The following is a 25729-nucleotide window of genomic DNA, read 5'->3' on the forward strand; positions in this document are numbered from 1 at the left end:
CGCCCAATGGGCGCTTTTTTTATGGTGCGTTGATCGCGGTGGCAGGCGGCATCACGCCGGGACGTCACCACCCTGCTCTGCGTCAGCGGCTTCGCGTTCGGCGCGTTCGCGGGCGCGCTGTTCAGCCTGGCGGATCTGGCGGGTACGCGCGCTGTAGTACGCAAGCGTGGTGCGCAGGGTGTCGAGGGTCACCGGTTTGGAGAGGCAGTTGTCCATGCCAGCCTCAATACAGCGCTGCTTCTCTTCCGCCAGCGCGTTGGCGGTGACGCCGATCACCGGCCGGATGTAGTCCATCTGCCGCAGGCGCTGCGTCAGGCGGTAGCCGTCCATTTTCGGCATGTTGACGTCCGTCAGCACAATATCAATGGTGTTGCAGCGCATCACCTCCAGCGCGTCCAGCCCGTCGTTGGCGGTCAGGATCTGGTAACCGAGCGAGCCGAGCTGGTCGGCCAGCAGGCGGCGGTTGATCGGGTGGTCATCCACCACCAGCAACTGGATTTCATGGTTCGCCTGCTGCGCTTCGGTGTTGACCACCGGCAGTTGCAGCATCGCGCGCGCGTTGCCCTCGTCCAGCTGGTAGAGGCGGTTGAACAGGCTGGTCAGCTCCAGCGGGGTCGAGGTGCTGTGCAGCCAGTAGCCTGGGCGCGTCTCCACCGGCGGGCCGATGTGCTCCAGGGAAAACTCAATCTGCGCCAGCAATGACAGCGGATGGTTCAGCGCATAGTCAGCAAGCAGGATGTCACTTTCATAGGTGATCATGCCCGGCTGGTAGCGCACCACGTCCGCCCCGTGCTGTTTCAGCATCGGCTCCAGGTAGTCCTCCAGCCGCGCATTGCGCACAGACAGGATAATGCGTTTCCCCTGCCACAAGGTGCCGTCCGGCGGCGTGGCGAATTTGGCGTCGTACATCGGCAGGCGCACGGTGAACAGGCTGCCCAGCCCCGGCTCCGACTCCACGCCGATGTCACCATCCATCAGGTTGATCAGCTTCTCACAGATCGCCAGCCCCAGCCCGGTGCCCTGAAAGTGGCGCTGCACGCCGGTGCCGACCTGGAAGAACGGGTCAAACAGCCGCGGGATCTCTTTCGCCGGGATACCGACGCCGGTATCCCGCACGCGGAACTCCAGGTAGTTATCCCGCGTGCAGGCATGCAGCACGATGCAGCCGGTATCGGTGAATTTGATCGCGTTATTGAGGATGTTGGAGAGCACCTGCTGTAACCGCACCGGGTCACCGGAGAGGAACTCCGGCACATCGTGCTCGATAAAGCAGTAGAGGCCCAGGCGCTTTTTCACCACCAGCGGCAAATAGTTGCCGGCGATGTGGGTAATCACTTCCCGGCAGGAGAACTCGCGCGGCTCAATCTTCAGCTGTTCAGACTCAATCTTCGAGAAGTCGAGGATGTCGCTGATGATTTTCAGCAGCAGGCCGGAGGAGTTGTTCATCGCCGTGACCAGCCGGTCAACGCCTTCCGGCAGCCCTTTGGTCTGCAACAGATCCAGGTTGCCGATGATGCCGTACAGCGGCGTGCGCAGCTCATGGCTGACGGTGGCCAGGAACATCGATTTCGACTGGCTCGCCTGCTCGGCGGCGTTGGCCATCTCCTGCAACGACTCTTCCATCTTCACGCGCGCGCTGACGTCCACCAGCACGCAGATCGCCACATCCTCGTTGCGGTAGCGCGAATGCACAAAGCTCAGTTGCAGGTTGTTGTTATTGCTGGTGATCACATCCACAAAGTTAACCTGCTGATCGCAGATGATGCGCGTGATGCGCTGGCGATCCTCGTGGGTCAGCATGTTGATATAGTTATGCGCCAGCTCATTACTGAGGATGTTCACGCCGTCACTGATGCGCAAAATAGAGATGCCGACCGGTGCCGACGCCACAATTTTGTGGTTGAACTGCTCGTTCTCCTCCAGCCGGAAGGCGTTCTCTTCCGCCGGGAAGAACATTTTGCGCTCAAACAGCCACGCCAGCGTGAACAGCAGGATCGCCGAGAAGATGTTCAGCAGGAAGGCGTTGAGGATCAGGATTTTAAAGCGGTCCAGCAGGGTGCGCACCGGCAGCGAGTAGACAATGCTGAGCGTCGACGGTTGCAGGCTCTTTTTCATGATCAGGTCGTTATACCCGTTCACGTAGCCAAAGTAACTGGCGGCGTCCGGGTAGCGGCCCAGCATCGAGATGTAGCGCTCCCCTTCGCTGAAGCGCAGCAGCGGCTCGTTGGACGGCCCCAGCAGCGTGACGCCAATCGGCAGGGCGCTCGGGCTGGAGAAATCTTCCAGCCGCAGGATCTGCTCGATACCGATCAGCGCCTCGAGTTTGTTGCCCACGTAGATCGGTGCCAGCACATAGAGGTAGCCGACGTCGGCGCGCGGGCCGGGGCTGACCCAGTAAAGGTTGTTGTCTTTCTCTTTGTTCTTGGCGTTGCGGAATTTCAGGATGCGCTCATGCAGCGATTTCAGCACATTTTCGTGGTCGATGGGCCGCGTGGTGTTGTTGATGTTGAAATCGGCCATGCAGAGGCTGTCGCCGCCGATGAAGAACACCCGGTTCAGGTCATAGGCGGCGGAGAAATTATCTTTCCAGTAGTGCACGGTGTTGCTCAGCGACTGGAGCGAGTTGCGGTAGTCACCGTTGAGCTGGGCACAGTCGGAATCACTGAACAGCGGGTAGATGCGCGGCTGGTTGGTTTTCCCGGCAAATACCCCGTTCAGGATGTCGAGGCCGTTGACCGCGCCGCTGAGGCGGTTCTCCGCCATATAGCGGATATCGCGCATGATGTCCGCCGAATGGCGGAAGTAACTCTGGGCCTGATCGTAGTTGAGGTAATACTCCTGGCGGATTTGCGACTCTTTTTCGTGGAAGATATTCAGGATGTAAAAGGTAGTCAGCAACGCGCCCAGCGACCAGAGCATAATGGCCAGCACCCGGAACAAGTAACGGGAAATTTTCAGCGTTGTGCGGAACGAAGCCAGATATTTCAATCGGATACCATCTTAATGTGTCAGGCTAATCAGGGCAGGCAGCGAACAGAATACACTACCGATCCGCCATAAAAAAGCCAGCCCGCAGGCTGGCTTCAAGATGCATGGGCGGGGAGAGGCTCCGCCGCCCGGTGTCGTCACGCCATCAGGCGTCGTCACCCTCGTCTTCCACGTCATCGGCGTCGTCGGGTTCTGCCTCGTCCGGCTCACCCTCGTCGACCGGCAGTTCGCCTTCCACGGCGACCACGCCGTCCAGCTCCTCGTCTTCCACCGGTTCCGCCACACGTTGCAGGCCAACCACATTTTCATCTTCCGCGGTGCGGATCAATGTGACGCCCTGGGTGTTACGGCCCACGATGCTGACTTCGGAGACGCGGGTACGCACCAGCGTGCCGGCATCGGTGATCATCATGATCTGGTCGCTGGTATCCACCTGCACCGCGCCAACCACCGGCCCGTTACGCTCGCTGACCTTGATGGAGATCACGCCCTGCGTGGCACGGGATTTGGTCGGGTACTCGGCGGCAGCGGTACGCTTGCCGAAACCGTTCTGCGTGACGGTGAGGATATCCCCCTCGCCGCGCGGCACAATCAGTGACACCACGCTGTCGGTTTCCGCCAGCCGGATGCCGCGCACACCGGCCGCCGTACGGCCCATTTTACGTACGGCGCTCTCGTTGAAGCGCACCACTTTCCCGGCGGCGGAGAACAGCATCACTTCGTTGCTGCCGTCGGTCAGGTCAACGCCAATCAGCTCGTCGCCCTCGTTCAGGTTCACCGCGATGATGCCCGCACTGCGCGGACGGCTGAACTCGGTCAGCTCGGTTTTCTTCACCGTGCCGCTGGCGGTCGCCATAAAGACGTAACGCCCCTCTTCGTACTCCCGCACCGGCAGGATCGCGGTGATGCGTTCGTTCGGCTCCAGCGGCAGCAGGTTGACGATCGGCCGGCCACGTGCGCCGCGGCTGGCTTCCGGCAACTGGTAAACCTTCATCCAGTAGAGACGGCCCCGGCTGGAGAAGCAGAGGATGGTGTCGTGGGTGTTCGCCACCAGCAACCGGTCGATGAAGTCCTCTTCCTTGATACGGGCGGCGGATTTGCCTTTCCCGCCGCGGCGCTGGGCTTCATAGTCGGTCAGCGGCTGGTACTTCACATAGCCCTGGTGCGACAGCGTCACGACCACATCTTCCTGGTTGATCAGGTCTTCGATGTTGATGTCCGCCGTGTTGGCGGTGATTTCGGTACGGCGCGCGTCGTTGTACTGCTCTCTTATCGCAATCAGCTCTTCACGGATGACTTCCATCAGCCGGTCAGGGTTTTCCAGGATAAAGATCAGTTCAGCGATCTGGTTGAGCAGCTCTTTGTACTCATCCAGCAGCTTCTCATGCTCCAGACCGGTGAGTTTTTGCAGGCGCAGGTCCAGAATCGCCTGGGCTTGCTGCTCGGTCAGGAAGTATTTGCCGTCACGGATGCCGAACTCCGGCTCCAGCCACTCCGGGCGGGCCGCGTTGTCACCGGCACGGGAGAGCATCTCCGCGACGTTGCCCAGCGACCATGGGTGGGCCACCAGCGCGGCTTTCGCCTCGGCCGGCGACGGTGCCTGGCGGATCAGTTCAATGATCGGGTCGATGTTGGCCAGCGCAATCGCCAGCGCTTCCAGGATGTGGGCGCGGTCACGCGCTTTGCGCAGTTCAAAGATGGTACGGCGCGTCACCACTTCACGGCGGTGGCGCACAAAGGCGGACAGGATGTCCTTGAGGCCGAGGATCTTCGGCTGCCCCTGGTGCAGTGCCACCATGTTGATGCCGAACGACACCTGCAACTGGGTCAGGGAGTAGAGGTTGTTCAGCACCACTTCCCCGACGGCGTCACGTTTGATCTCGATGACGATGCGCATGCCGTCTTTGTCGGACTCATCACGCAGGGCGCTGATGCCCTCGACGCGCTTCTCTTTCACCAGCTCGGCGATTTTTTCGATCAGCCGCGCTTTGTTCACCTGATACGGGATCTCGTGAACGATAATGGTTTCGCGGCCGGTTTTGGCGTCCGCTTCCACTTCCGCGCGCGCGCGGATATAGATTTTACCGCGCCCGGTGCGGTACGCCTCTTCAATGCCGCGGCGGCCATTGATGATCGCGGCGGTCGGGAAATCCGGCCCCGGGATGTGTTCCATCAGCCCTTCAACGCTGATGTTCTCATCGTCAATGTAGGCCAGGCAGCCGTTGATCACTTCCGCCAGGTTGTGCGGCGGGATGTTGGTGGCCATGCCCACGGCGATCCCGGACGAGCCGTTAACCAGCAGGTTCGGGATTTTGGTCGGCATCACGGCCGGGATCTGCTCGGTGCCGTCATAGTTCGGGACGAAGTCGACCGTCTCTTTTTCGAGATCCGCCAGCAATTCATGGGCAATCTTCGACATGCGCACTTCGGTGTAACGCATTGCCGCGGCGGAGTCGCCGTCGATCGAGCCGAAGTTGCCCTGGCCGTCAACCAGCATGTAGCGCAGCGAGAACGGCTGCGCCATACGGACGATGGTGTCATAGACCGCAGTGTCGCCATGCGGGTGGTATTTACCGATGACGTCACCGACCACACGGGCCGATTTCTTATAGGCTTTATTCCAGTCGTTACCCAGAACATTCATTGCGTACAGTACGCGGCGGTGCACCGGTTTCAACCCATCGCGCACATCCGGAAGCGCACGCCCGACGATAACGGACATGGCGTAATCCAGATACGAGCTCTTGAGCTCTTCTTCGATGTTGACCGGTGTGATTTCTCTGGCAAGGTCGCTCATGGAGCTGCTATCCCTCTACTGAATGGTTCATCTGCCCGCTGCCTGTGGATAGGCAAAGGTGTAAAACTATACCACAAACCGCCCATTCGTGGGAAACAAAGGCACCATTATGCCCCGGTTTTCATGCCTTTCCGGTGCAGGGGGCGCGCCACAAATCTGCCGCCGCGCCGCAGTAATATGTATAATCCGGAATATTGAGGTTTAAGGAGTGATAAAGCCGATGAATGAACATCTGTCTGCACAGGCCGCTGCGCCACAAAACGTTGACCAGAACGAGATCGCCAAATTTGAGGCCGTGGCCTCACGCTGGTGGGATCTGGAAGGGGAATTCAAGCCGCTGCACCGCATCAACCCGCTGCGCCTGAATTACATCATCACCCGCGCTGACGGCATTTTCGGCAAGAAAGTGCTGGATGTCGGCTGCGGCGGCGGCATCCTGGCGGAAAGCATGGCGCGCGAGGGCGCGGACGTCACCGGGCTGGACATGGGTGCCGAGCCGTTACAGGTGGCGCGCCTGCATGCGCTGGAAGCGGGCGTCACGCTCAATTACGTGCAGGAGACGGTCGAGGCGCACGCCGAAGCCAACCCGCAGCAGTATGACGTGGTGACCTGTATGGAGATGCTGGAGCACGTGCCGGACCCGGCCTCGGTGGTGATCGCCTGCGCGAAGCTGGTGAAACCGGGCGGCCATGTCTTCTTCTCCACCCTGAACCGCAACAACAAAGCCTGGCTGATGGCGATTGTCGGCGCGGAATATGTGCTGAAGATGGTGCCGAAAGGCACGCACGACATCAAAAAGTTCATCAAGCCGTCTGAGCTACTGCACTGGGTAGACCATACGCCGCTGGTGGAGCGCCACATCATCGGGCTGCATTACAACCCGCTGACCAACCACTTCAAGCTGGCACCGAATGTGGACGTCAACTACATGGTGCACACCCAGTACCCGGCCCCGGTCTAACCGGCGCTCTGCCATATTTCATGCCGTACCGCCAGCGCTTTTTTAGGAATTACCGCAGCCCGGCGGGCGGCATTACCGAATAAATCTTTATTTTTAGGCATTTGGCACGCGCCGTTGCAGAAATACGCGTTTTTAGAATAGTAAACCACATCAATATAGCGATTTTTTCTAACGTTTAATAAATCAGCAGTCGATCAAGTTTTGAAAAAATATAAGAATTTCCTATAGAAGATATTGACAGCGCAGCCACACCAGCGCTGCTGGGCGTTTCACCGTTGCTTCACATTTTAACCCCCAAGTTATCCACAATCTCCCGTGGTTTTGTCCCCTTGTCAATTCGCTGAACTGACACTATCTTGTTAGCCGAACTGACGACACCCACAATATATTGTGTTTATATCCTGACCAACTGCCTATACTTCGTTTGCTGCTGCGCACTGTGCTGCGCGGTGCGGCGCTGGCCGTTTATAAACCTTTAAGGTACGCACCCCATGAACCAGAGTCTGCTTGTTACTAAACGTGATGGCCGCAAAGAACGCATCAATCTTGATAAAATCCACCGTGTCATTGACTGGGCCGCGGAAGGGCTGCAAAACGTCTCCGTTTCCCAGGTAGAACTGCGTTCCCACATCCAGTTTTATGACGGCATCAAAACCGCCGACATCCATGAAACCATCATCAAAGCCGCCGCGGACCTGATCTCGCGTGACGCGCCGGACTACCAGTACCTGGCTGCCCGCCTGGCCATTTTCCACCTGCGCAAGAAAGCTTACGGCCAGTTTGAGCCGCCAAAACTGCTTGAGCACGTGAGCCGGATGATTGACCTGGGCAAATACGATAAACATCTGCTGGAAGACTACACGGCTGAAGAGTTCGAGCAGATGGACAGCTTTATCGACCACTGGCGCGACATGAGCTTCTCCTACGCGGCCGTGAAGCAGCTTGAAGGCAAGTACCTGGTACAGAACCGTGTGACCGGCGAGATCTACGAGAGCGCCCAGTTCCTCTACATCCTGGTGGCGGCGTGCCTGTTCTCCAACTACCCGCGTGAGACGCGCCTTGATTACATCAAGCGCTTCTATGATGCGATCTCGACGTTCAAAATCTCACTGCCGACCCCGATCATGTCCGGCGTGCGTACCCCAACCCGTCAGTTCAGCTCCTGCGTGCTGATTGAGTGCGGCGACAGCCTCGACTCCATCAACGCCACCTCCAGCGCCATTGTGAAATATGTCTCCCAGCGTGCCGGCATCGGCATCAACGCCGGGCGTATCCGTGCGCTGGGCAGCCCAATCCGTGGCGGCGAAGCCTTCCACACCGGCTGTATCCCGTTCTATAAGCACTTCCAGACCGCAGTGAAATCCTGTTCGCAGGGCGGCGTGCGCGGCGGTGCGGCCACCCTGTTCTACCCGATGTGGCACCTGGAAGTGGAAAGCCTGCTGGTGCTGAAAAACAACCGCGGCGTGGAAGGCAACCGCGTGCGCCACATGGACTACGGCGTGCAGCTCAACAAGCTGATGTACCAGCGCCTGGTGAAAAACGAAGACATCACCCTGTTCAGCCCGTCTGACGTGCCGGGGCTGTATGACGCCTTCTTCGCCGATCAGGACGAATTTGAGCGCCTGTACACCAAATATGAGCAGGATGAGAGCATCCGCAAACAGCGCATCAAAGCGGTCGAGCTGTTCTCCCTGATGATGCAGGAGCGCGCCTCCACCGGCCGTATCTACATCCAGAACGTGGACCACTGCAACACCCACAGCCCGTTTGACCCGGCCATCGCCCCGGTGCGCCAGTCCAACCTCTGCCTGGAGATTGCGCTGCCGACCAAACCGCTGGAAGACGTCAACGACGAGAACGGCGAAATCGCCCTGTGCACCCTCTCCGCCTTCAACCTGGGCGCGATTGAGAGCCTGGACGACCTGGAAGAGCTGGCGACGCTGGCCGTGCGCGCCCTCGATGCGCTGCTGGATTACCAGGACTACCCGATCCCGGCCGCCAAACGCGGCGCGATGGGCCGCCGTACCCTGGGCATCGGCGTCATCAACTACGCCTACTACCTGGCGAAAAACGGCGTGCGTTACTCTGACGGCAGTGCCAACAACCTGACGCACCGCACCTTTGAGGCGATCCAGTACTACCTGCTGAAAGCCTCGAACAACCTGGCGAAAGAGCAAGGTGCCTGCCCGTGGTTCAACGAAACCACCTATGCCCAGGGCATCATGCCGGTCGACACCTACAAGCGTGACCTGGACACGGTCTGCAGCGAGCCGCTGCACCTCGACTGGGACAGCCTGCGTGCCGACATCAAAGAGTTCGGCCTGCGTAACTCCACGCTCTCTGCGCTGATGCCGTCCGAGACCTCGTCGCAGATCTCCAACGCCACCAACGGCATTGAGCCGCCGCGCGGCCACGTCAGCATCAAGCAGTCGAAAGACGGCATCCTGCGCCAGGTGGTGCCGGAGTATGAGCGCCTGAAAGACGCCTATGAGCTGCTGTGGGAAATGCCGAACAATGACGGTTACCTGCAACTGGTCGGCGTGATGCAGAAGTTCATCGATCAGGCGATCTCATCCAACACCAACTATGACCCGTCGCGTTTCGCGGGCAACAAGGTGCCGATGAAGCAGCTGCTGAAAGACCTGCTCACCGCCTACAAGTTCGGCGTGAAAACCCTCTACTACCAAAACACCCGTGATGGCGCGGAAGATGCCCAGGATGACCTGGCCCCGTCGATTCAGGATGACGGCTGCGAAAGCGGCGCCTGCAAGATTTAACACAGCGGGGCCGGGTGGATGCCCGGCCCCTGCTGACAGACAGGATTTGCATTATGGCCTATACCACGTTTTCTCAGACTAAAAACAACCAGCTGCTGGAGCCGATGTTCTTCGGCCAGCCGGTGAACGTTGCCCGCTTTGACCAGCAGAAACACGCGATCTTTGAGAAACTGATCGAGAAGCAGCTCTCCTTCTTCTGGCGCCCGGAAGAGGTGGACGTCTCGCGCGACCGCATCGACTTCCAGGCCCTGCCGGACCATGAGAAGCACATTTTCCTCAGCAACCTGAAGTACCAGACGCTGCTGGACTCGATCCAGGGGCGCAGCCCGAACGTGGCGCTGCTGCCGCTGATCTCCATCCCGGAGCTGGAAACCTGGATTGAGACCTGGTCTTTCTCTGAGACGATCCACTCGCGCTCTTACACCCACATCATCCGCAACATCGTTAACGATCCGGCGCTGGTGTTTGATGACATCGTGACCAATGAAGAGATCCTGAAGCGCGCCAAGGACATCTCCGGTTACTACGATGAGCTGATCACCCTGAGCGGTTACTACAACCTGCTGGGTGAAGGCACCCACCAGGTCAACGGCGAAACCATTGAGGTGAGCCTGCATGAGCTGAAGAAGAAGCTCTACCTCTGCGTGATGAGCGTCAACGCGCTGGAAGCGATCCGCTTCTACGTCAGCTTTGCCTGCTCCTTTGCCTTCGCCGAGCGCGAGCTGATGGAAGGCAACGCCAAAATCATCCGCCTGATTGCGCGTGATGAGGCGCTGCACCTGACCGGCACCCAGCACATCATCAACCTGATGCGCTCCGGCGCGGATGACCCGGAGATGGCGGAGATCGCCAAAGAGTGCCAGCAGCAGAGCTATGACCTGTTCGTGCTGGCGGCGCAGCAGGAGAAAGAGTGGGCGGAATACCTGTTCCGTGACGGCTCGATGATTGGCCTGAACAAAGACATCCTCTGCCAGTATGTGGAGTACATCACCAACATCCGTATGCAGGCGGTAGGGCTGGATCTGCCGTTCAAAACCCGCTCCAACCCGATCCCGTGGATCAACAGCTGGCTGGTGTCGGACAACGTGCAGGTCGCGCCGCAGGAAGTGGAAGTCAGCTCCTATCTGGTCGGCCAGATTGACTCTGAAGTCAATGCCGACGACCTGAGCGACTTCCAGCTCTGATATGGCCGGCGACTCCCTGACGCGCGGCGGCCACACCATTCTGCTGCGCAGCAGCGGCGCGCAACTCCCCTGCGCGCCGGAACACCGTTGCCTGCTGGAGCTGCTGGAAACCCACCAGCTTGAGGTCGAGTACCAGTGCCGCGAAGGCTATTGCGGTGCCTGCCGCGTGCGGCTGCTCAAAGGCAGCGTCAGTTACCACCAGACGCCGCTGGCCTTTATCCAGCAGGGCGAGATCCTGCCCTGCTGCTGCCTGCCGCAGGAAGATATTGAGATCGATATCTGACCGACGCGCATAAAAAAACGGGCTGAATTTTCAGCCCGTTTTTTTTATTTCACCCTTCCGGCGATCCTACCCTTCCGGCACTTACCGCGCGCGGCTCACCGCCACACCCAGTTGCCACACCGCCATCGCGTAGTGGGTGCTGTGGTTGTAACGGGTGATCACGTAGAAGTTCGGCAGCCCGTACCAGTACTGGTAGCCGGTGCCGACATCCAGACGCAGCAGGCTCACCTGCTGGTCATCATTCAGCGGGCTTAACGGCCGCAGCCCGGCAGCGCTCAGCGCGCCCACGGTATATTTGGTGGTGAAGCCCTGCTGCATCAGCGGTGCCTGCCCGCTGGCCGGGACGGCCACCGTCTGGTCTTTCACCCAGCCGTGCGCTTTGAAATAGTTGGCAACGCTGCCGATGGCGTCTTCCGGGTCCCACAGGTTGACGTGGTCGTCACCGTTGAAATCCACCGCGTAATCCTTGAACGAGGACGGCATAAACTGGCCGTAGCCCATCGCCCCGGCAAAGGAGCCGCGCAGGGAGAGCGGGTCATCCCCTTCGCTGCGCGCCATCAGCAGGAAGGTTTCCAGCTCGCCGGTGAAGTACTCGGCGCGGCGCGGGTAGGCGAAGGCCAGCGTCGCCAGCGCGTCGATGATCCGCGTTTTGCCCATCACCCGGCCCCAGCGCGTCTCCACGCCGATGATGCCGACGATAATTTCCGGCGGCACGCCATAGGTGGCATAGGCACGCCGCAGCGCCTGCTCATGCTGGTTCCAGAACACCACGCCGTTTTGCACGTTATCCGGCGTGATGAATTTTTTGCTGTAGCGCAGCCAGGCGCCGTTCGGGCCGCTGGGGCGCTGGCCGGGCGTCGGGGCTTGCTGGTTCATCAGACGCAGCACGTAATCGAGCTGTTTGGTCTGCGCCAGCACATCGTGCAGTTGCTGGCGGTCAAAACCGTGCTCGCGCACCATTTTGTCGATGAAGCGTTCAGTGGCCGGGTTGTTGGCGAAATCCCCGGTCAGCGGGTGGATGTTGTGGGCCGGTTCCAGCAGGAAACCGCTGTGAGCCGGCGACGGCTGGGCAGTGAGATCAGCGGGCTTGGGTTTACTGCTACAGGCGGAGAGCAAAAGACATACGGGCAAAAGTGCAGCAAGGTGACGCATCAGGTTTCCATACAGCCAGAGAAAAAGAAAAGAGCGACATCATAAAACATCGCCCGGTGCGCCGGGAACAGCCACCGGCGCACCGCGTGAAAAATAGCGCGATCAGACTTCCGCCAGCCGCGTCATCCACGGGTAGTGGCCCACCGGCGGCCAGCCGTTGAGGTAACGGCGCAACATGTCCATCGCCACCATGGCGATGGTTTCCTGTTGCAGCACCGTGCTGTGGTGTTTCGCGCTGTAGCGCAGGGTCTGGCCGCGGGTGCCGGCCGGGGTATGCAGCGCCAGGCTGATTTCGCCCTCCCGTAGTGAGCCGACCGCCAGCGCCAGCGGTGCGCCCTGCTGCTCAGCCAAATCCTGCGCACGGCCCAGCAGCGCGTCCAGGGTGTCATCACTTTCCGGCAACACCTCACCGGCCGCCAGCGGCACCCCGCCGCCCTGTAGCCGCCAGCTGATAAGCCCGGCGGTAAACTGCTCACTCAGCGACACACGCAGCGCCTGGGTCAGCATCTGTTCAGCCAGCCGTGACGGCAGGCCGCCGGTGCCCTCAAACAGCGTGCTTTCGCCGGCGACTTCCCGCACCCGCTCCCACGCCTGGTGCATCGCGGCCTGCTGCGCGCGCGGGCCGGTGAGCTTCAGCTCAATAATCGGGGCGGAGGAGCGGTACCCCATCACCACGCCTTCCGGCAGCGCCAGGCCGTCCAGCTCGGAAGCCAGATCGCTTTCGCCGCGGCCAAAGGTGGTCAGGCGCAGGCAGAGCGGCGGCTCGGCCTGCGGGAACTGTTGCCGCAGGCGCGGCACAATCTGCTGCTGCACCATCACCTTGAATTCGGACGGCACGCCCGGCGTAAAGAACAGCCAACAGCGGTTCAGGCGCAGGCTGAAACCACAGGCGGTGCCGACCGGGTTGTCCAGCATCTCAGCCGTGGCCGGGATCAGCGCCTGTTTACGGTTCGCCGGGGCCATCTCCCGGCCGCGCCCGGCAAAAAATGCCTCCATACGGGCGATCCAACCGGCATGTTCCACCAGCTCCACCCCGGCCGCCGTGGCCGCTGCCAGCGCGCTTAAATCGTCACTGGTCGGCCCCAGCCCGCCGTTCACAATCAACACATCGGCAATCTGGCTGCGCTCCTGCAACACCGCCACCAGCGCCGACAGCTCATCGCCTACCGTTTCACGGCTGGTGAGCGGGAATCCTTCGTTAAACAGGGTATCCGCCAGCCAGGCGGCATTGGTGTCGGTGATCTGGCCGTGCAGCACTTCATCACCGGTACTGAGCATCTCAACCCTAAGCATCTCTCTCTCCTGCGCATTAATATGCTTTACAGAGTAGGAAGCCCGCGCGGTGATTACAATCCACCGGGGATAAATAGGCACAGAAACAGAACAGGCCGGGACATGCCCGGCCTGTTTTTCACGGCATGGATCAGAAGTTCAGGCTGGCACCGATGTAGGGGCCGTCTGCCACCACGTTGTCGCGGTGATCATCCTTGCCGGACATCGCCATGTAACGGTAGCCGAGATCCACCGAAAGCAGCGGGATGACGTTCAGCCGCAGCCCGGCGTTGGCCTCGGTGTAATCATTGATGCCGCTGGAGAGGGAATCCGGCGAGAAGTAGCCGTCGCCATACAGCGCAAAGTAGCGCCCCAGCGGCAGTTCCAGCCCGCCGCCCACCGCCAGTGCATAGCCTTCCTCGCCATCTTTCGGCCCCATGTAGAGCGCCTTGCCGCCCAGCGTGCCCATAAACGGCCCCAGCGGCAGGTTGAAGCCCAGCCCCAGCCCGGCGATGTCGCCGTCATTGTCGCTGTGTGCCCAGTTCAGGGTGGTGACCAGCCCCGGTGACGAGGTGCCGAAACCCACGCCGAGGTTGGTGTAATGCTGGCCCGCCTGGCCGCTGACGCTGACTGCCTGGGCCGCGCCGGCACTGAGTAACAGCGCGGCGGCCAGGGCACTTTTCATTTTTTTCATCATTCATTCCTGTGAGTAGTAAAACAAAGCGCATTCCCGGCGCAGAGTGTAAACCCGCTCTCCCCTCAATCCCGTGTTCTAACGCATAAAAGCGGCAGGTAACCCTCCCTTATTCCCCACAGAGTATGTGGCCGTAAACTACTGAATAAATAACCAATAGTAACGATAACCGAGGCCGATTTGCCGCAGATCAACACCCGCGGGAAGATAGGCGCGCAAAGTGACCAGGCGATCACGGCGCATGGCACATTTTTCACACCGCCTCTGATCTTCCCCTTTCCGGCAGCGTGTTGCCGGCATAAAAAAAGCAGGTAGAGAATATGACAAAAAAATTTATGACTACAGCAGCAGGTGCACCGGTTGTCAGCAATAACAATGTGATGACTGCCGGCCGCCGCGGGCCGATGCTGCTCCAGGATGTCTGGTTCCTGGAGAAGCTGGCGCATTTTGACCGTGAGGTCATCCCTGAGCGCCGGATGCACGCCAAAGGCTCCGCCGCCTATGGCCGTTTCACCGTGACCCATGACATCACCCGCTACACCCGTGCCAAACTGTTTGCGGAGATTGGCAAGCAGACCGAGATGTTTGTGCGCTTCTCTACCGTGGCCGGGGAGCGCGGCGGTGCCGATGCCGAACGCGACATCCGCGGCTTCTCGATGCGTTTCTACACTGAAGAGGGCAACTGGGATCTGGTCGGCAACGACACACCGGTGTTCTACCTGCGCGACCCGCTGAAATTCCCTGACCTGAACCACGTGGTGAAACGTGACCCGCGCACCAACCTGCGCAACCCGGTCTACAAATGGGATTTCTTCTCGCACCTGCCGGAAGCGCTGCACCAGCTGACCATCGACTTCAGCGACCGCGGCCTGCCGCGCTCCTACCGCCATATGCACGGTTTCGGCAGCCACACCTTCAGCTTTATCAACCATGACAACGAACGGTTCTGGGTGAAATTCCACTTCCGCACCCAACAGGGGATTGAGAACCTGATGGATGACGAAGCCGCTGAACTGATCGGCCGTGACCGCGAAAGCTCGCAGCGTGACCTGTTCGAGGCGGTGGAAAGCGGCAACTTCCCGCGCTGGACAATGTTTGTGCAGATTATGCCGGAGAAAGAGGCCTCTGCGGTGCCGTATAACCCGTTTGACCTGACCAAGGTGTGGCCGCACGCCGACTACCCGCTGATCGAGGTCGGGGAGTTCGAACTGAACCGCAACCCGGACAACTACTTTGCCGAAGTGGAACAGGTGGCGATGACCCCGGCCAACGTGGTGCCGGGCATCGGCTTCTCGCCGGACCGCATGTTGCAGGGGCGGTTGTTCTCCTACGGTGATGCGCACCGCTACCGCCTGGGGGTAAACCACCACCAGATCCCGGTGAACCAGCCGCGCTGCCCGTTCCATAACACCCACCGCGACGGCGCAATGCGCGTGGACGGCAACGGCGGCAACAACGGCCCGACCTATGAGCCGAACAGCTTCGGCCTGTTCCAGGAGCAACCGGACTACAGCGAGCCACCGCTCTCCCTGGAGGGCGCGGCTGACCACTGGAACCACCGCGAAGATGACGACTACTACAGCCAGCCGCGCGCGCTCTATAACCTGCTGAGCGACGAGGAGCACCAGCGGATGTTTACCCGCATCGCCGGTGAACTGGCGCAGGTGCCGGAGAACATCCGCCAGCGCCAGATCGAGCTGTTCTTCAAGGTGCACCCGGAGTATGGCCAGGGCATCGTGGATGCGCTGAATCTGGTGAGATAAGCCTGCTGACGTGAACAGGGCCGCTAATGCGGCCCTTTTTTATGGCTGCGCGGCCACCCATTGTTGCACCTGATGGCGCGGGATTTTAATCCCGCCCTGCTTCAGACTCGCCGGCAGCGGGTAATAGGCTACCGGCAACTGGAAGCGCGGCACCTGGGGGGCCAGCCAGTGTGCCAACTGTTCCGGGTGCAGCGCGGCGGCCGTTTCCAGCACCGCGACCGGCCGCTGGCCAAACTGCACATCGTTTACCGGCACCACAAACGCCTGCGTCACCTGCGGATGACGCGCCAGTATCCGCTCAATCTCCTCCGGCTGAATGCCTTCGCCCCCGCTGAAAAACAGATTATCGAGCCGGCCGAGGATGCGCAGCTCGCCCGCCTCCATCACCCCGCGATCGCGGCTGTGGTACCAGCCCTCACTGTCTGCCAGCGGGTGCAGCACGCCGTCACGCCAGTAGCCCGCCGCCTGCCCCGGCGCACGGATCAGCACTTCCTCATCCACCAGCGAGATCTCACACCCGGCCAGCGGCAGCCCGACACCGGGCCGCGCATCGGCACGTTTGGCGCACACGGTCGAGGCCATCTCCGTCATGCCGTAGCCGCACCAGCAGCGGATGCCCGCCTGCTCCGCCCGGTCTGTCAGTGATGTCGGAATCGCCGCACCGCCCAACAGCACTGCCCGCAACGTTTCCGGCACACGGCCCTGCTCCAGCAGCCGCCAGAGCTGGGTCGGCACCAGCGAGGCGTGGGTACACCCCGCCAGCGCGTCGGCCAGCGGCCACTGCGGCCTGACCGCCAGCGCCGCCCCGGCGCGCAGCCAGCGCCAGACAATGCCCTGGCCGGAGACGTGGAACAGCGGCAGCGAGAGCAGCCAGCAGGCGTCAGCCGGGAAAGGGATCCGCGCCAGCACGCCCGCTGCGCTGGCAAGGTGCGCGGCGAGGCTGTGCGCCGCCGCTTTCGGCAGCCCGCTGGAGCCGGAGGTGAGGGTCAGCGTCGCGAGCCGTGACGGCGCAAACGCCACCGGCGCAACATGGCACGGGGCCGGCGCCTGACGCGGCGGATAGAGCGGCGGCACCGGGGTGGTGACCGGCGCGGCGTGCTCGCGCAGAAACGCCAGCGTCAGGCCGGGCAGTAACTGCGCCAGCAGCGCCGCCGGGAGTTGTGGGTTCAGCACCAGCACCCGCGCGCCGCACTGGATCAGCGCCAGATAATCGAGCAGCAGCGCAAGGCTGTTTTTACCGCGCAGCGCCACGCCGCTCCCCTCCTGCACCCCCTGCGCCTGATAGCCCGCCGCACGCCGGTCCAGTTCGGCGGCGAGTTGCCGCCAGTTATAGGGTTCGCTTTCCCCGTGCAACGCCGGCTGTTCGGGCCGCAGCCGCGCCCAGTGCTGCCACGGCCACGTCGTCAGCATGACCAGACCTCCTGAAGATCGGCAGCAGGCCGCAGCGGCAGCGTACTGCCCGGCCACGGGCGCACCAGTTGCGCCGCCATCAGGGAGAGCGTATCCAGCCCCGGCGTGCTGCCGGGCGTCAGCCAGGCGGCCAGCCGCGCCAGTTGCGTCAGCCCCAGGCTGCTCTCCACCGAGGAGCTTATCACCACCGCCAGCCCGGCCGCCTGTGCCTCTGTGATGCGCGCCTGCACCTGCGCCAGGCTGCCCATCAGCATGGGTTTTATCACCAGCGCTGCCAGGCCGGGTTCGGCCTGCACCTGAAACCCGCTGTCACGCACGGTTTCATCCCAGGCGAGCGGGATGCCGCTCTCCTGGGCAAACGCGCGCGATGCCTGCGGCGTGCGGCACGGTTCTTCCAGAAACGCGATACGCGCACGCAGCGCCGGGGCGACATAGCGGGCGAACTGGCGCGCTTTTTCCGGCGTCCAGCTCCGGTTGGCATCCAGCCGCAGGCGCAGATCCGGCAGGGCTTCCAGCAGCAGCGTCACTAACATGCCGTCACGCACGGCCTCATACAGCCCGACTTTCATCTTCGCCAGGGGTTGCCCCGCCAGCCGGGTAAAGAGCGCATCCGGGTCGCCGTGGCATAACGGCACCGTGGTGAACTCCGCGGCATCCGGCAATGCGCCGGTGAGTTCAGCCAGCGCGATGCTCAGCCCCCAGTCCACGGACGGCAGCCCGCTCTGTGCGGGTGCCCCGCCCGCCCGCCAGGCCGCCAGCCCGGTTTGCGCGGCGGCCTGCGCCTCTGCCAGGGTTTCCCGGCTGAAGCCCGGCAGCGGGGCCACTTCGCCCCAGCCCACGGCCGTGCCGTGGCACAGCTGCACCAGCAGCCCCTCGCGTTCAGTGACGCGCCGGTCACGCAGCACGGTGCCCGGCACCAGCGGCAGCCGGTAACGGTAAAGGGTCGCGCGGCGCATCAGGGATTCCGGGTAAATTTGCTGAAATCCGGCGCGCGTTTCTGGTTGAAGGCGTTGCGCCCCTCCTGCCCCTCTTCCGTCATGTAGAACAGCATGGTGGCGTTGCCCGCCAGCTCCTGCAACCCGGCCTGCCCGTCACAGTCGGCATTCAGCGCTGCCTTCAGGCAGCGCAACGCCATCGGGCTGTTTTGCAGCATCTCCCGACACCAGCGCACGGTTTCGCGCTCCAGCCTCGCCAGCGGCACCACATGGTTCACCAGCCCCATCTCCAGCGCCTCAGCTGCGCCATACTGGCGGCAGAGGAACCAGATTTCACGCGCCTTTTTCTGCCCGACGATGCGCGCCATATAGGAAGCCCCCCAGCCGCCGTCAAACGAGCCAACCTTCGGCCCGGTCTGGCCGAATACGGCATTCTCCGCCGCCAGCGTCAGGTCACACATCATGTGCAGCACATGGCCGCCGCCAATCGCGTAGCCCGCCACCATCGCCACCACCGGTTTCGGGCAGGTGCGGATCTGGCGCTGGAAATCGAGCACATTCAGGTGATGCGTACCGGCTTCATCGCGGTAACCGCCGTAGTCGCCGCGTACTTTCTGGTCGCCCCCGGCGCAGAACGCTTTTTCGCCTTCACCGGTCAGAATGATCACGCCGATGCCCTCATCATGGCGCGCATCATCCAGCGCCCGCATCATCTCTTTTACCGTTTGCGGGCGGAACGCGTTGCGCACCTGCGGGCGGTTAATGGTGATTTTCGCGATGCCGTCAGCGGTTTTGTGGTAACGGATATCGTCAAAACCGGCGCTGCAATCCCGCCAGTCAACCGGGGCATACAGGGCATGTTCATCTACAGGGATCATATTTATTCCTTGGTTAACAGCGGATAAGGGACAACAGACGGTGGGCGAAGTCATCGGGGTGCGCATGATGCACATTGTGCCCGCCCGGCAGCAGCGACAGCGGCAGCCCGCGCGTCTCAGCCAGCGCACGGAAGCGGGCATCCTGCTCACCGCACAGGCAATAAAAGGGGTGGCGCAACCGCCGCAATGCGGCATCGAGTGGCGGCTGGTGGCCAAGCGAGGTGGCCAGCAGCATCTGGGCGATCCCAGCCGGTTGATTGTGGCTGCGCAGGCCAATCAACCCCTGCCGCTGGGGGTCGGTCAATTCCGCAAACAGCGGCTGGCGATACCAGGCATCCAGCACCTGCGGCAGCGGCTGCTGCAGGAAACGCTGCGCCCAGCGGCGATCGCTCACCAGCCGCGCCAGCCGCTCTGCCGGATGCAGCAAGCCGGGGTGGCTGCCCTCCACCACCAGCCCACACAGCCCGACAGGCTGCCGGGCGGCGTGGTACATCGCCACACGGCCGCCCAGCGAGTAGCCAACCAGCCAATAGCGCTCAATGTTCTGCTGACGCAACACCGCGGTTAACTGGTTGTCCAGCGCGGCAAAGCCGGAGGGGCTGATGGCGGCGGACGCCCCGTGCCCCGGCAAATCCACCGTCAGGCAGGGCCAGTCACCGCACCGGGCCAGCACCGGCTGCCATTCGCTGCCGCGACCCAGCAACCCGTGCAGGAACACCAGCCACGGACGGCGTTGAACGCCGGAATGCGCGGGATACGCGCGACAGGCCAGGCTCATGTCGCACCTGCCTGTTGCAGGCGCTGCAACATCTCTGCCCCGGCATCCGGCGCAGTACAGACTTCAATCAGGGTGGTGCCCTGCCAGCACCACGCCTCCTGCACCGCCGCCTCCAGTTCATGCCACTCTGCCGGGCAGGCATAACGCAGGCCAAACATCGCGGCCGCCGGTTTAAACGAAACCTGCTGCGGCATACAGTAGAACTGCTCGCGCACCGCTTCCGGCGTCGGCAGCAAGGAGAAGATGCGCCCGCCATTATTGTTGACCAGCAGGATCACCAGCGGGGCGGGCGTATAGCGCAGCAGCGCCAGCGCGTTCAGGTCATACAGGGCAGAGAGGTCGCCCAGCAACAGCAGCGTCGGTTTACCGGTGGCCCGCTGCACCCCGGCCGCGGTGGAGATCAGGCCGTCAATGCCGCTCGCCCCCCGGTTGCCGGACACCGGATACCCGGCGGGCAGTTGCGCCAGCGCATCCACCAGCCGCACGATCAGGCTGTTGCCGATAAAAAGTTGCCCGTTCGCCGGCAGCAGTGCCGGCAGCCGGTGCGCCAGCATTGCCTCGCCGAAGGACGTGACCTCACGCGCCACCCGTTGTTGTGCCTGCGCGGCGCAGGCGGCCAGCGCCGGTGCCCAGGGTTGACGCGCCAGCGGCGGATGCTGCGCCAGCCACGCCATGACCGGGGCCACCATACGGCGGCCCCGGTGGTGCGCCGGGTCACGCCGCCCCGGCTGCGCCTCAATCAGCCACCAGTGCGGCGGCCGGGCGGTGGCCTGCCATTGCAGCAGCCGTTTGCCGGTCAGGCTGCTGCCGAACTGCACCACCAGTTCCGCTTCGGCCAGCGTGGCCTGGGCTTCCGGCGTCGCGAGCCACAGTTCCGCGCAGGGCAACGGCTGGCCGGTTTGCGACTGCACATCCGCCAGCAGCGGCCAGCCCAGCGCCGCCGCCCAGCGCGCCACGGCCTCACCTTCCGGCGCGCTCAGCCGCCCCGCCAGCACCACGCCGCGCGTCTGCCGCCAGTGTGGCCAGTCAGGCTCAGGCGTTACCCGGCTCTGCGCCGGCTGGCTCAGCCAGGGTTCATGCCCGCGCCACCAGTCGCCCAGCGCCGCGGACCACGCCTGATGCGCGCCGTCGTCTTCGCCATACAGCGGCTCAGCAAACGGGCAATTCAGGTGCAGCGCGCCGCCTGAAAGCGAGGAGATCGCATTATCCAGCGCCGACACCAGCCAGGCGGCCGGGATAGCCGGTGTGGGGCGCGGCAGGTTAAGCACGGCCGCCGGGTGCGCGCCGAACATGCCCTCCTGCCGGATCGCCTGGTTTGCGCCGCACGCCCACAGCTCCGGCGGGCGATCCGCCGTCAGCATTACCAGCCGCTCGCCGCTCAGCCCGGCCTCAATCAACGCCGGGTAGAGGTTGGCGGCCGCGGTGCCGGACGTGACGATCACGGCCACCGGCTGCCCGCTGCCTTTCGCCAGCCCCAGGGCCAGATGCCCCAGCCCGCGCTCATCAAAATGGGTGTGGCACTGCAACCGGGGGTGGGCCGCTGCCGCCAGGGTTAATGGGGTAGAACGCGATCCGGGCGCAATACAGACATGCTGGATATGATGGCGGCTCAGCGCCTCAAGGATTAACGTCGCCCAGCGGCGATTAAATTCACTGGTTAACATCTGAAGCCTATGCAACGTGCGGAGAAGAGGGGCAGTTATGCACGGCAACCGGGGCCGTGCGGGGGGAGTATATTTTTTTTCAATGGATCGATTATTGATTTGAACCGGGTAAAGCAGCTATTGGACGGCGGGCGTATGTAACAAGGTGCGCAGCCCGGCGGCCTTGTTCTCAATCTCCTGCCACTCCTGCGCCGGGTCAGACCCGGCCACGATGCCCGCCCCGGCATAGAGGTGCACCTGGTTTCCCTCCAGCAACGCTGAACGCAGTGACACCGCAAATTCTGACTGGCCGCGGGAGAGGTAACCTGCCGACCCGGCATACCAGTGGCGGGCAAACGGCTCATGGCTGAGGATAAACCGCCGTGCAGGCCGGCGCGGCAACCCGGCCACCGCCGCCGTGGGTTGCAGCCGCGCCAGGCAGAGGGCGTCATTGGCAGCACGCAACTGGCCGTGGATGCTGCGCCGCAGATGCTGCACGTTGCGCAGGCGGACAATCTCCGGCGGCATCACATCCAGCCCGTGCGCTTCATCCTGCAACTGGCGGCAGATGTCATCCACCACCAGCCAGTTTTCACGCTGGTTTTTCTCACTCTTCATCAGCCAGGCGGCCAGTGCCGCGGCCTGGCTGTCGTCGTCACTGCCTGCCACCGTCCCGGCCAGCGCCTCGGTGGTGAGCTGATCCCCCTGCCGCAGGAACAGCCGTTCCGGGCTGGCGCTGAGAAACGCCATCGTGGGCGAGAACGCCATCAGAAAATGGTAACAGTGATGATTAACCTGCCGGCTGGCCGCCAGCATCCGCCAGGCATCCACCGGCTGGCTGAAAGTCAGCACGGTTTTGCGCGCCAGCACCACTTTTTCCATCACACCGTCGGCGATCTCTGCCAGGGCGCGCCGCAGCATCGCTTCCCACCCCGCTTCATCCGGCTGGTGGCAGGCATGGGTAAGCGTCAGATTCAGCGGTGACAGCATGGCTACCGGTTGGAGTTGTTGCAGGAACGCCGCGGCGCGTGTCAGATCGCCCTGTAAGGCGTGCGGATCGGCCAGGTTAAGGGTCAGCGTCAGGGTGTTGGCCTGCTGATGCAAGGTCAGGCGCGGAACAAACAAGCAGGCCTGTTGCGCCCCGCCCGGTTGGGGCACCGCCTCAAAAGCATTCAGGCCCCAGACGCGCAGCCGCTCTGCCCCTTCCACATGGTGTTGTAAGAACTGCCCCGCCTGTGCCGGGTCGTCGAATTGCGCGACCTGACCACACACCGCCACCGTTTCGGTGCCGTCACGCGGTTGCCAGTAGAATTTCGGGAAGTGCGGCTGGGCCGCCAGCCAGCCCAGCAACGGCAGATCCTGCGGGCTGTAAAAGGTCAGCACCAATTGCCTGACGCCGGTTGCGCGGCACAGCGCCTCATCCTGTAAAGCCTGTTCAAGCGCCGCCATGATCTGTTGGAGACATCCGGGAAGTATCGTCACCGCAACCTCAATAACCAAAGAGAAAGTAGGGGATTATACGTGGCCTGCGGGAGAAAAAAACTGTCTGTCACCGGCGGCGGCGCAACAAAAAAGGGTGCACCTGAGTGCACCCTGTCAGTCACCGGACTGCCTGTCGCTGGCGGCCCTGCTGCACCTGTTATTAACGTGATACCTGTCAATAACAAGGCCTGGCCTGTTAACGACGCATCAGCAGGCCCAGGATCATCCCGGCCGCTGCGCCCATCCCGACTGCATGCCACGGTTTGTCATGCACGTAGCTGTCGGCAGTACAGGCAGCCTGCTTGGCTTTGTAGTAGTAGGCATCTGACTTTTCGCTCAGGCGCTTTTTCACCTGATGCAGCGCTTCTTCCGCGCGATGTTTGATCTCAATGTATTTCTGATCAGACTTATCGCCGGAGGAGGCCAGTACCTCTTCCAGGGTTTCTGACAGCATTTTCAGATCATCATCCAGGGAGCTTTTGGAGTCTTCCTGGAACTCAGCCTTTTTTGGCTGCGGATTTTGTTTCGGCTGTTTTGGCTGTTGTGGTTCCGTAGTATCTACCATGCGTGTCTCCTTGGTTTTTGTAGGACTGGTCTATTAAACATAGTCACTTTTTCACCATTTTGCAGAACGCGGCCGTCTGTTTTTGTGAGGAGTCAGCAGTTTAAGAACCTTCTTACACCGCGGCGTGGCCTGACGAAAGCCCGCCCGCGACAACCTTAGCGGGATTTGGTGACCGGTTGCCGGCCGGCTTTACCTGTCTTCGACCGGGCGGCCAGCCACAGCCCGCTGTTTTTCATCGCGTAGCCAAACACCAACCCGACCAGCAGTGAAGGCAGCACCAGCCGCCAGTTGCCCTGGGCGGCAAACATGGCGCAGGCACCGATAAAGGTGCCCGGCACAAAGGCAAGCCAGCGGTTCGCCGCCTGCACACACATGAGAAACGACACCACGCCGGTCATCAGGTAGCCGAGCATCGTCCATTCCGGTTGCAATGCCGTGCCGTCCATAATGACCTGTGCCCAGAATACGCCGCTGAGGGTGGTCAGCCCGGCAACCGCCAGCCCGCGCAGGCCGCCCTGTGGGCAGGCAAAATAGGCGGTACAGCCCAGAAACCCGGCCCAGCCCAATAACCCGAGGCTGACTGCCACCCAGGCCCACAGGCCGGAAAGCAGGCCGGTGGTCAGTGCAAGAGAGAGAAGTACGTTCATCAGTGACCTGCCGCAGAGAAAAGCGCGCAGTGTACGCGAGTGCTAAAAAATAAACGCGATCTCCATCACTCTTTATACTAAAAAAAATGTAGCTTGCATGAAAAAATGTGATCTACATCACCTTAACCAGTGCCGCGTTCAGCCGATGATCCGTTCATTCTGTGCGGCATCGTGCCATTGTTTAAATTCGGTCAGCAGCAGGTCATATAAACGATCGTCTTTCATCGCAGCAAAATCGTCGATGGCGAAAAAGTGGGTATTATCCAGCCGCCGATCGGTAAAGGTATCCAGCTTTTCCAGCACGCCGTAATTCGTTCCGCCCAGCCCGACGAATTTCCAGAATATCGGGTAATTGGCTGACCGCTGGATCGCCTGCTTAATTTCCCGGGTCTTGCTGATGCCGCCGTCAGTAATAAACACCACAAACACCGGTAATTCGCTGCGTTTAAACGTGTCGGTAATCTCTTCCATCACCGGCGGCTCGTTATTGGTGCCGCCCAGGCCGGGCAGGTTTTCCCAGGCCGCGCGCTTCGCCGTGCCCTGAATCTCCAGAATATACTCATCAAGATTAGCCAGTGTCACATCTGGGTATTTCCGGTGCCGCTCGGCAAAGCCCCAGAGGTCCATTGCGCCATCGTCATCAAATTGCACCGCCAGCACGGCAATGCGGTCAAGCACTGCCTGTACATTCCCTTTGCTGAACTGCCCTTTCATCGATCCTGAGGCATCCAGCACAAACGCCACTTTGGCCCGGATGTCATGTAACTGATATTTCTTCAGGCTGATCGTAGCCTCTTTTGCCAGGCTGACCAGCCGGGGTGCCTGCGCCTGTAGCTTTTTCTCCAGGCTGACCGTCCTGGCCGGGGGCTGAACCACGGGTGCCGCGGGTTCAACCTCAACGCCATAATGCACCGCCAGCGGCTCCAGCCCGCCATTAAAGCCCTGCCCCAACGCCCGGAGTTTCCAGTTTCCTGCATGGCGGTAAATTTCCGCCATAATCAGCGCCTTTTCAGTGCGCCCGGCGGTCGCCACCCCGAACTGCGCGATATGCTCCGCCGTCAGGGTCACCTGCTGGAGTTGCGCGAGGGTGTCCGGCCCGTCGATCACCAGCGTGATGGCTATTTTGCTGATGTCAGCCGGCACCTTTGCCAGATCCAGCGTGATGCGGCTGTTCCGGGGCGCCGTGTCCAGCCGCAAACTGCCGTCCGCTGCGGCTGGGTGGTTAAAGAAGTAGAAGTCATCGTCGCCCCTGACGCGGCCGTCTGCGGTAAGCAAAAACGCCGAGGTATCCACTTCACTGGTGAACGCCGCAGTCGTGGGGTAAGCAAGGGTTAACTGGAGTGATGTGTGGGGTAAAACGATATTCTGGCCGGCCTGAAGATGCATAACTGCCTCCTTTAAAGAAAAATGTCCGGTCAATGCACCGGGAAATAACACCGGTACTACTGTAAAGCAGTGATCAGGCATTAACGTTTAATCACTCATAAATCATGAGTTAAAACGCCGCCGGCCCCTGCCCT

19 protein-coding genes are annotated in these 25729 nt (G+C 61.7%); 5 read left to right on the forward strand and 14 right to left on the reverse strand.

Going from position 1 to position 25729, the window contains the following annotated elements:
• Positions 1-51: 51 nt before the first annotated feature.
• Both rcsC and gyrA read right to left on the reverse strand, forming a co-directional pair.
• Positions 52-2988, reverse strand: a complete 2937-nt coding sequence (gene rcsC, locus JK232_RS15150) for a two-component system sensor histidine kinase RcsC (protein WP_072930478.1) — start codon at positions 2986-2988, stop codon at positions 52-54.
• A 145-nt stretch (positions 2989-3133) separates the two neighbouring features.
• A complete protein-coding gene (gene gyrA / locus JK232_RS15155; protein ID WP_072930480.1) occupies positions 3134-5785 on the reverse strand; it encodes a DNA topoisomerase (ATP-hydrolyzing) subunit A in 2652 nt (883 codons plus the stop codon).
• 220 nt (positions 5786-6005) lie between these two features.
• On the opposite strand from gyrA, the gene ubiG reads away from it, so the two are divergent.
• The 4 genes from ubiG (at position 6006) to yfaE (ending at position 10990) form a co-directional block, all read left to right on the forward strand.
• Positions 6006-6746: a bifunctional 2-polyprenyl-6-hydroxyphenol methylase/3-demethylubiquinol 3-O-methyltransferase UbiG gene (gene ubiG, locus JK232_RS15160; RefSeq protein WP_072930482.1), complete on the forward strand. Its 741-nt coding sequence runs from the start codon at positions 6006-6008 to the stop codon at positions 6744-6746.
• A gap of 491 nt (positions 6747-7237) precedes the next feature.
• Entirely contained in the window at positions 7238-9523 is a 2286-nt protein-coding gene (nrdA, locus tag JK232_RS15165) for a class 1a ribonucleoside-diphosphate reductase subunit alpha (protein ID WP_101828468.1), read from the forward strand.
• 53 nt (positions 9524-9576) lie between these two features.
• Positions 9577-10707, forward strand: coding sequence for a class Ia ribonucleoside-diphosphate reductase subunit beta (gene nrdB, locus JK232_RS15170; RefSeq protein WP_072930486.1), 1131 nt, complete (start codon positions 9577-9579; stop codon positions 10705-10707).
• Position 10708: 1 nt separating this feature from the next.
• Entirely contained in the window at positions 10709-10990 is a 282-nt protein-coding gene (yfaE, locus tag JK232_RS15175) for a class I ribonucleotide reductase maintenance protein YfaE (RefSeq protein ID WP_072930488.1), read from the forward strand.
• Positions 10991-11071: 81 nt separating this feature from the next.
• On the opposite strand, the gene mltB is transcribed toward yfaE, so the two are convergent.
• From mltB to JK232_RS15190, 3 genes are all read right to left on the reverse strand, one after another.
• Positions 11072-12142 carry a lytic murein transglycosylase B gene (gene mltB, locus JK232_RS15180; RefSeq protein WP_101828469.1) on the reverse strand — a complete coding sequence of 357 codons (1071 nt, stop codon included), beginning with the start codon at positions 12140-12142 and terminating at the stop codon, positions 11072-11074.
• 102 nt (positions 12143-12244) lie between these two features.
• Entirely contained in the window at positions 12245-13435 is a 1191-nt protein-coding gene (locus JK232_RS15185; protein ID WP_072930494.1) for a nicotinamide mononucleotide deamidase-related protein YfaY, read from the reverse strand.
• Positions 13436-13565: 130 nt separating this feature from the next.
• Positions 13566-14111: a YfaZ family outer membrane protein gene (locus JK232_RS15190; protein ID WP_241506080.1), complete on the reverse strand. Its 546-nt coding sequence runs from the start codon at positions 14109-14111 to the stop codon at positions 13566-13568.
• A 317-nt stretch (positions 14112-14428) separates the two neighbouring features.
• On the opposite strand from JK232_RS15190, the gene katA reads away from it, so the two are divergent.
• A complete protein-coding gene (gene katA, locus JK232_RS15195; protein WP_072930498.1) occupies positions 14429-15871 on the forward strand; it encodes a catalase KatA in 1443 nt (480 codons plus the stop codon).
• Positions 15872-15910: 39 nt separating this feature from the next.
• Here katA and menE read toward each other — a convergent pair whose 3' ends face one another.
• From menE to JK232_RS15240, 9 genes are all read right to left on the reverse strand, one after another.
• On the reverse strand, positions 15911-17287 hold the full coding sequence (gene menE / locus JK232_RS15200; RefSeq protein WP_420847733.1) for an o-succinylbenzoate--CoA ligase: 1377 nt from the start codon (positions 17285-17287) through the stop codon (positions 15911-15913).
• The gene (menC, locus tag JK232_RS15205; protein ID WP_212589362.1) at positions 17275-18237 is read right to left on the reverse strand and encodes an o-succinylbenzoate synthase; all 963 of its coding nucleotides are present in this window, start codon (positions 18235-18237) and stop codon (positions 17275-17277) included. The genes menE and menC overlap by 13 nt, the downstream gene beginning before the upstream one ends.
• The gene (gene menB / locus JK232_RS15210; protein ID WP_212589363.1) at positions 18237-19094 is read right to left on the reverse strand and encodes a 1,4-dihydroxy-2-naphthoyl-CoA synthase; all 858 of its coding nucleotides are present in this window, start codon (positions 19092-19094) and stop codon (positions 18237-18239) included. The genes menC and menB overlap by 1 nt, the downstream gene beginning before the upstream one ends.
• Before the next feature lie 13 nt (positions 19095-19107).
• Positions 19108-19872, reverse strand: coding sequence for a 2-succinyl-6-hydroxy-2,4-cyclohexadiene-1-carboxylate synthase (gene menH / locus JK232_RS15215; RefSeq protein WP_212589364.1), 765 nt, complete (start codon positions 19870-19872; stop codon positions 19108-19110).
• Positions 19869-21536: a 2-succinyl-5-enolpyruvyl-6-hydroxy-3-cyclohexene-1-carboxylic-acid synthase gene (gene menD, locus JK232_RS15220; protein ID WP_212589365.1), complete on the reverse strand. Its 1668-nt coding sequence runs from the start codon at positions 21534-21536 to the stop codon at positions 19869-19871. Before menD ends, menH begins: the two co-directional genes overlap by 4 nt.
• 117 nt (positions 21537-21653) lie before the next feature.
• Positions 21654-22964, reverse strand: coding sequence for an isochorismate synthase MenF (gene menF, locus JK232_RS15225; protein ID WP_072930510.1), 1311 nt, complete (start codon positions 22962-22964; stop codon positions 21654-21656).
• Positions 22965-23193: 229 nt separating this feature from the next.
• The gene (elaB, locus tag JK232_RS15230) at positions 23194-23562 is read right to left on the reverse strand and encodes a stress response protein ElaB (protein WP_072930512.1); all 369 of its coding nucleotides are present in this window, start codon (positions 23560-23562) and stop codon (positions 23194-23196) included.
• Positions 23563-23717: 155 nt separating this feature from the next.
• On the reverse strand, positions 23718-24209 hold the full coding sequence (locus JK232_RS15235) for a DUF1097 domain-containing protein (protein ID WP_212589366.1): 492 nt from the start codon (positions 24207-24209) through the stop codon (positions 23718-23720).
• Positions 24210-24347: 138 nt separating this feature from the next.
• A complete protein-coding gene (locus tag JK232_RS15240) occupies positions 24348-25595 on the reverse strand; it encodes a VWA domain-containing protein (RefSeq protein WP_072930516.1) in 1248 nt (415 codons plus the stop codon).
• Between the last annotated feature and the right edge of the window lie 134 nt (positions 25596-25729).

Source organism: Nissabacter archeti (genome assembly GCF_018257325.1).
Lineage (GTDB): Bacteria > Pseudomonadota > Gammaproteobacteria > Enterobacterales > Enterobacteriaceae > Chimaeribacter > Chimaeribacter arupi.

Bases quoted from the DNA above. Each gene is read 5' to 3' on its own strand.
- gyrA (WP_072930480.1), bottom strand. From the start codon at position 5,785: ATGAGCGACCTTGCCAGAGAAATCACACCGGTCAACATCGAAGAAGAG.
- ubiG (WP_072930482.1), top strand. From the start codon at position 6,006: ATGAATGAACATCTGTCTGCACAGGCCGCTGCGCCACAAAACGTTGAC.
- nrdA (WP_101828468.1), top strand. From the start codon at position 7,238: ATGAACCAGAGTCTGCTTGTTACTAAACGTGATGGCCGCAAAGAACGC.
- nrdB (WP_072930486.1), top strand. From the start codon at position 9,577: ATGGCCTATACCACGTTTTCTCAGACTAAAAACAACCAGCTGCTGGAG.
- yfaE (WP_072930488.1), top strand. From the start codon at position 10,709: ATGGCCGGCGACTCCCTGACGCGCGGCGGCCACACCATTCTGCTGCGC.
- mltB (WP_101828469.1), bottom strand. From the start codon at position 12,142: ATGCGTCACCTTGCTGCACTTTTGCCCGTATGTCTTTTGCTCTCCGCC.
- JK232_RS15185 (WP_072930494.1), bottom strand. From the start codon at position 13,435: ATGCTTAGGGTTGAGATGCTCAGTACCGGTGATGAAGTGCTGCACGGC.
- JK232_RS15190 (WP_241506080.1), bottom strand. From the start codon at position 14,111: ATGATGAAAAAAATGAAAAGTGCCCTGGCCGCCGCGCTGTTACTCAGT.
- katA (WP_072930498.1), top strand. From the start codon at position 14,429: ATGACAAAAAAATTTATGACTACAGCAGCAGGTGCACCGGTTGTCAGC.
- menC (WP_212589362.1), bottom strand. From the start codon at position 18,237: ATGCGCCGCGCGACCCTTTACCGTTACCGGCTGCCGCTGGTGCCGGGC.
- menB (WP_212589363.1), bottom strand. From the start codon at position 19,094: ATGATCCCTGTAGATGAACATGCCCTGTATGCCCCGGTTGACTGGCGG.
- menH (WP_212589364.1), bottom strand. From the start codon at position 19,872: ATGAGCCTGGCCTGTCGCGCGTATCCCGCGCATTCCGGCGTTCAACGC.
- menD (WP_212589365.1), bottom strand. From the start codon at position 21,536: ATGTTAACCAGTGAATTTAATCGCCGCTGGGCGACGTTAATCCTTGAG.
- menF (WP_072930510.1), bottom strand. From the start codon at position 22,964: ATGGCGGCGCTTGAACAGGCTTTACAGGATGAGGCGCTGTGCCGCGCA.
- elaB (WP_072930512.1), bottom strand. From the start codon at position 23,562: ATGGTAGATACTACGGAACCACAACAGCCAAAACAGCCGAAACAAAAT.
- JK232_RS15235 (WP_212589366.1), bottom strand. From the start codon at position 24,209: ATGAACGTACTTCTCTCTCTTGCACTGACCACCGGCCTGCTTTCCGGC.
- JK232_RS15240 (WP_072930516.1), bottom strand. From the start codon at position 25,595: ATGCATCTTCAGGCCGGCCAGAATATCGTTTTACCCCACACATCACTC.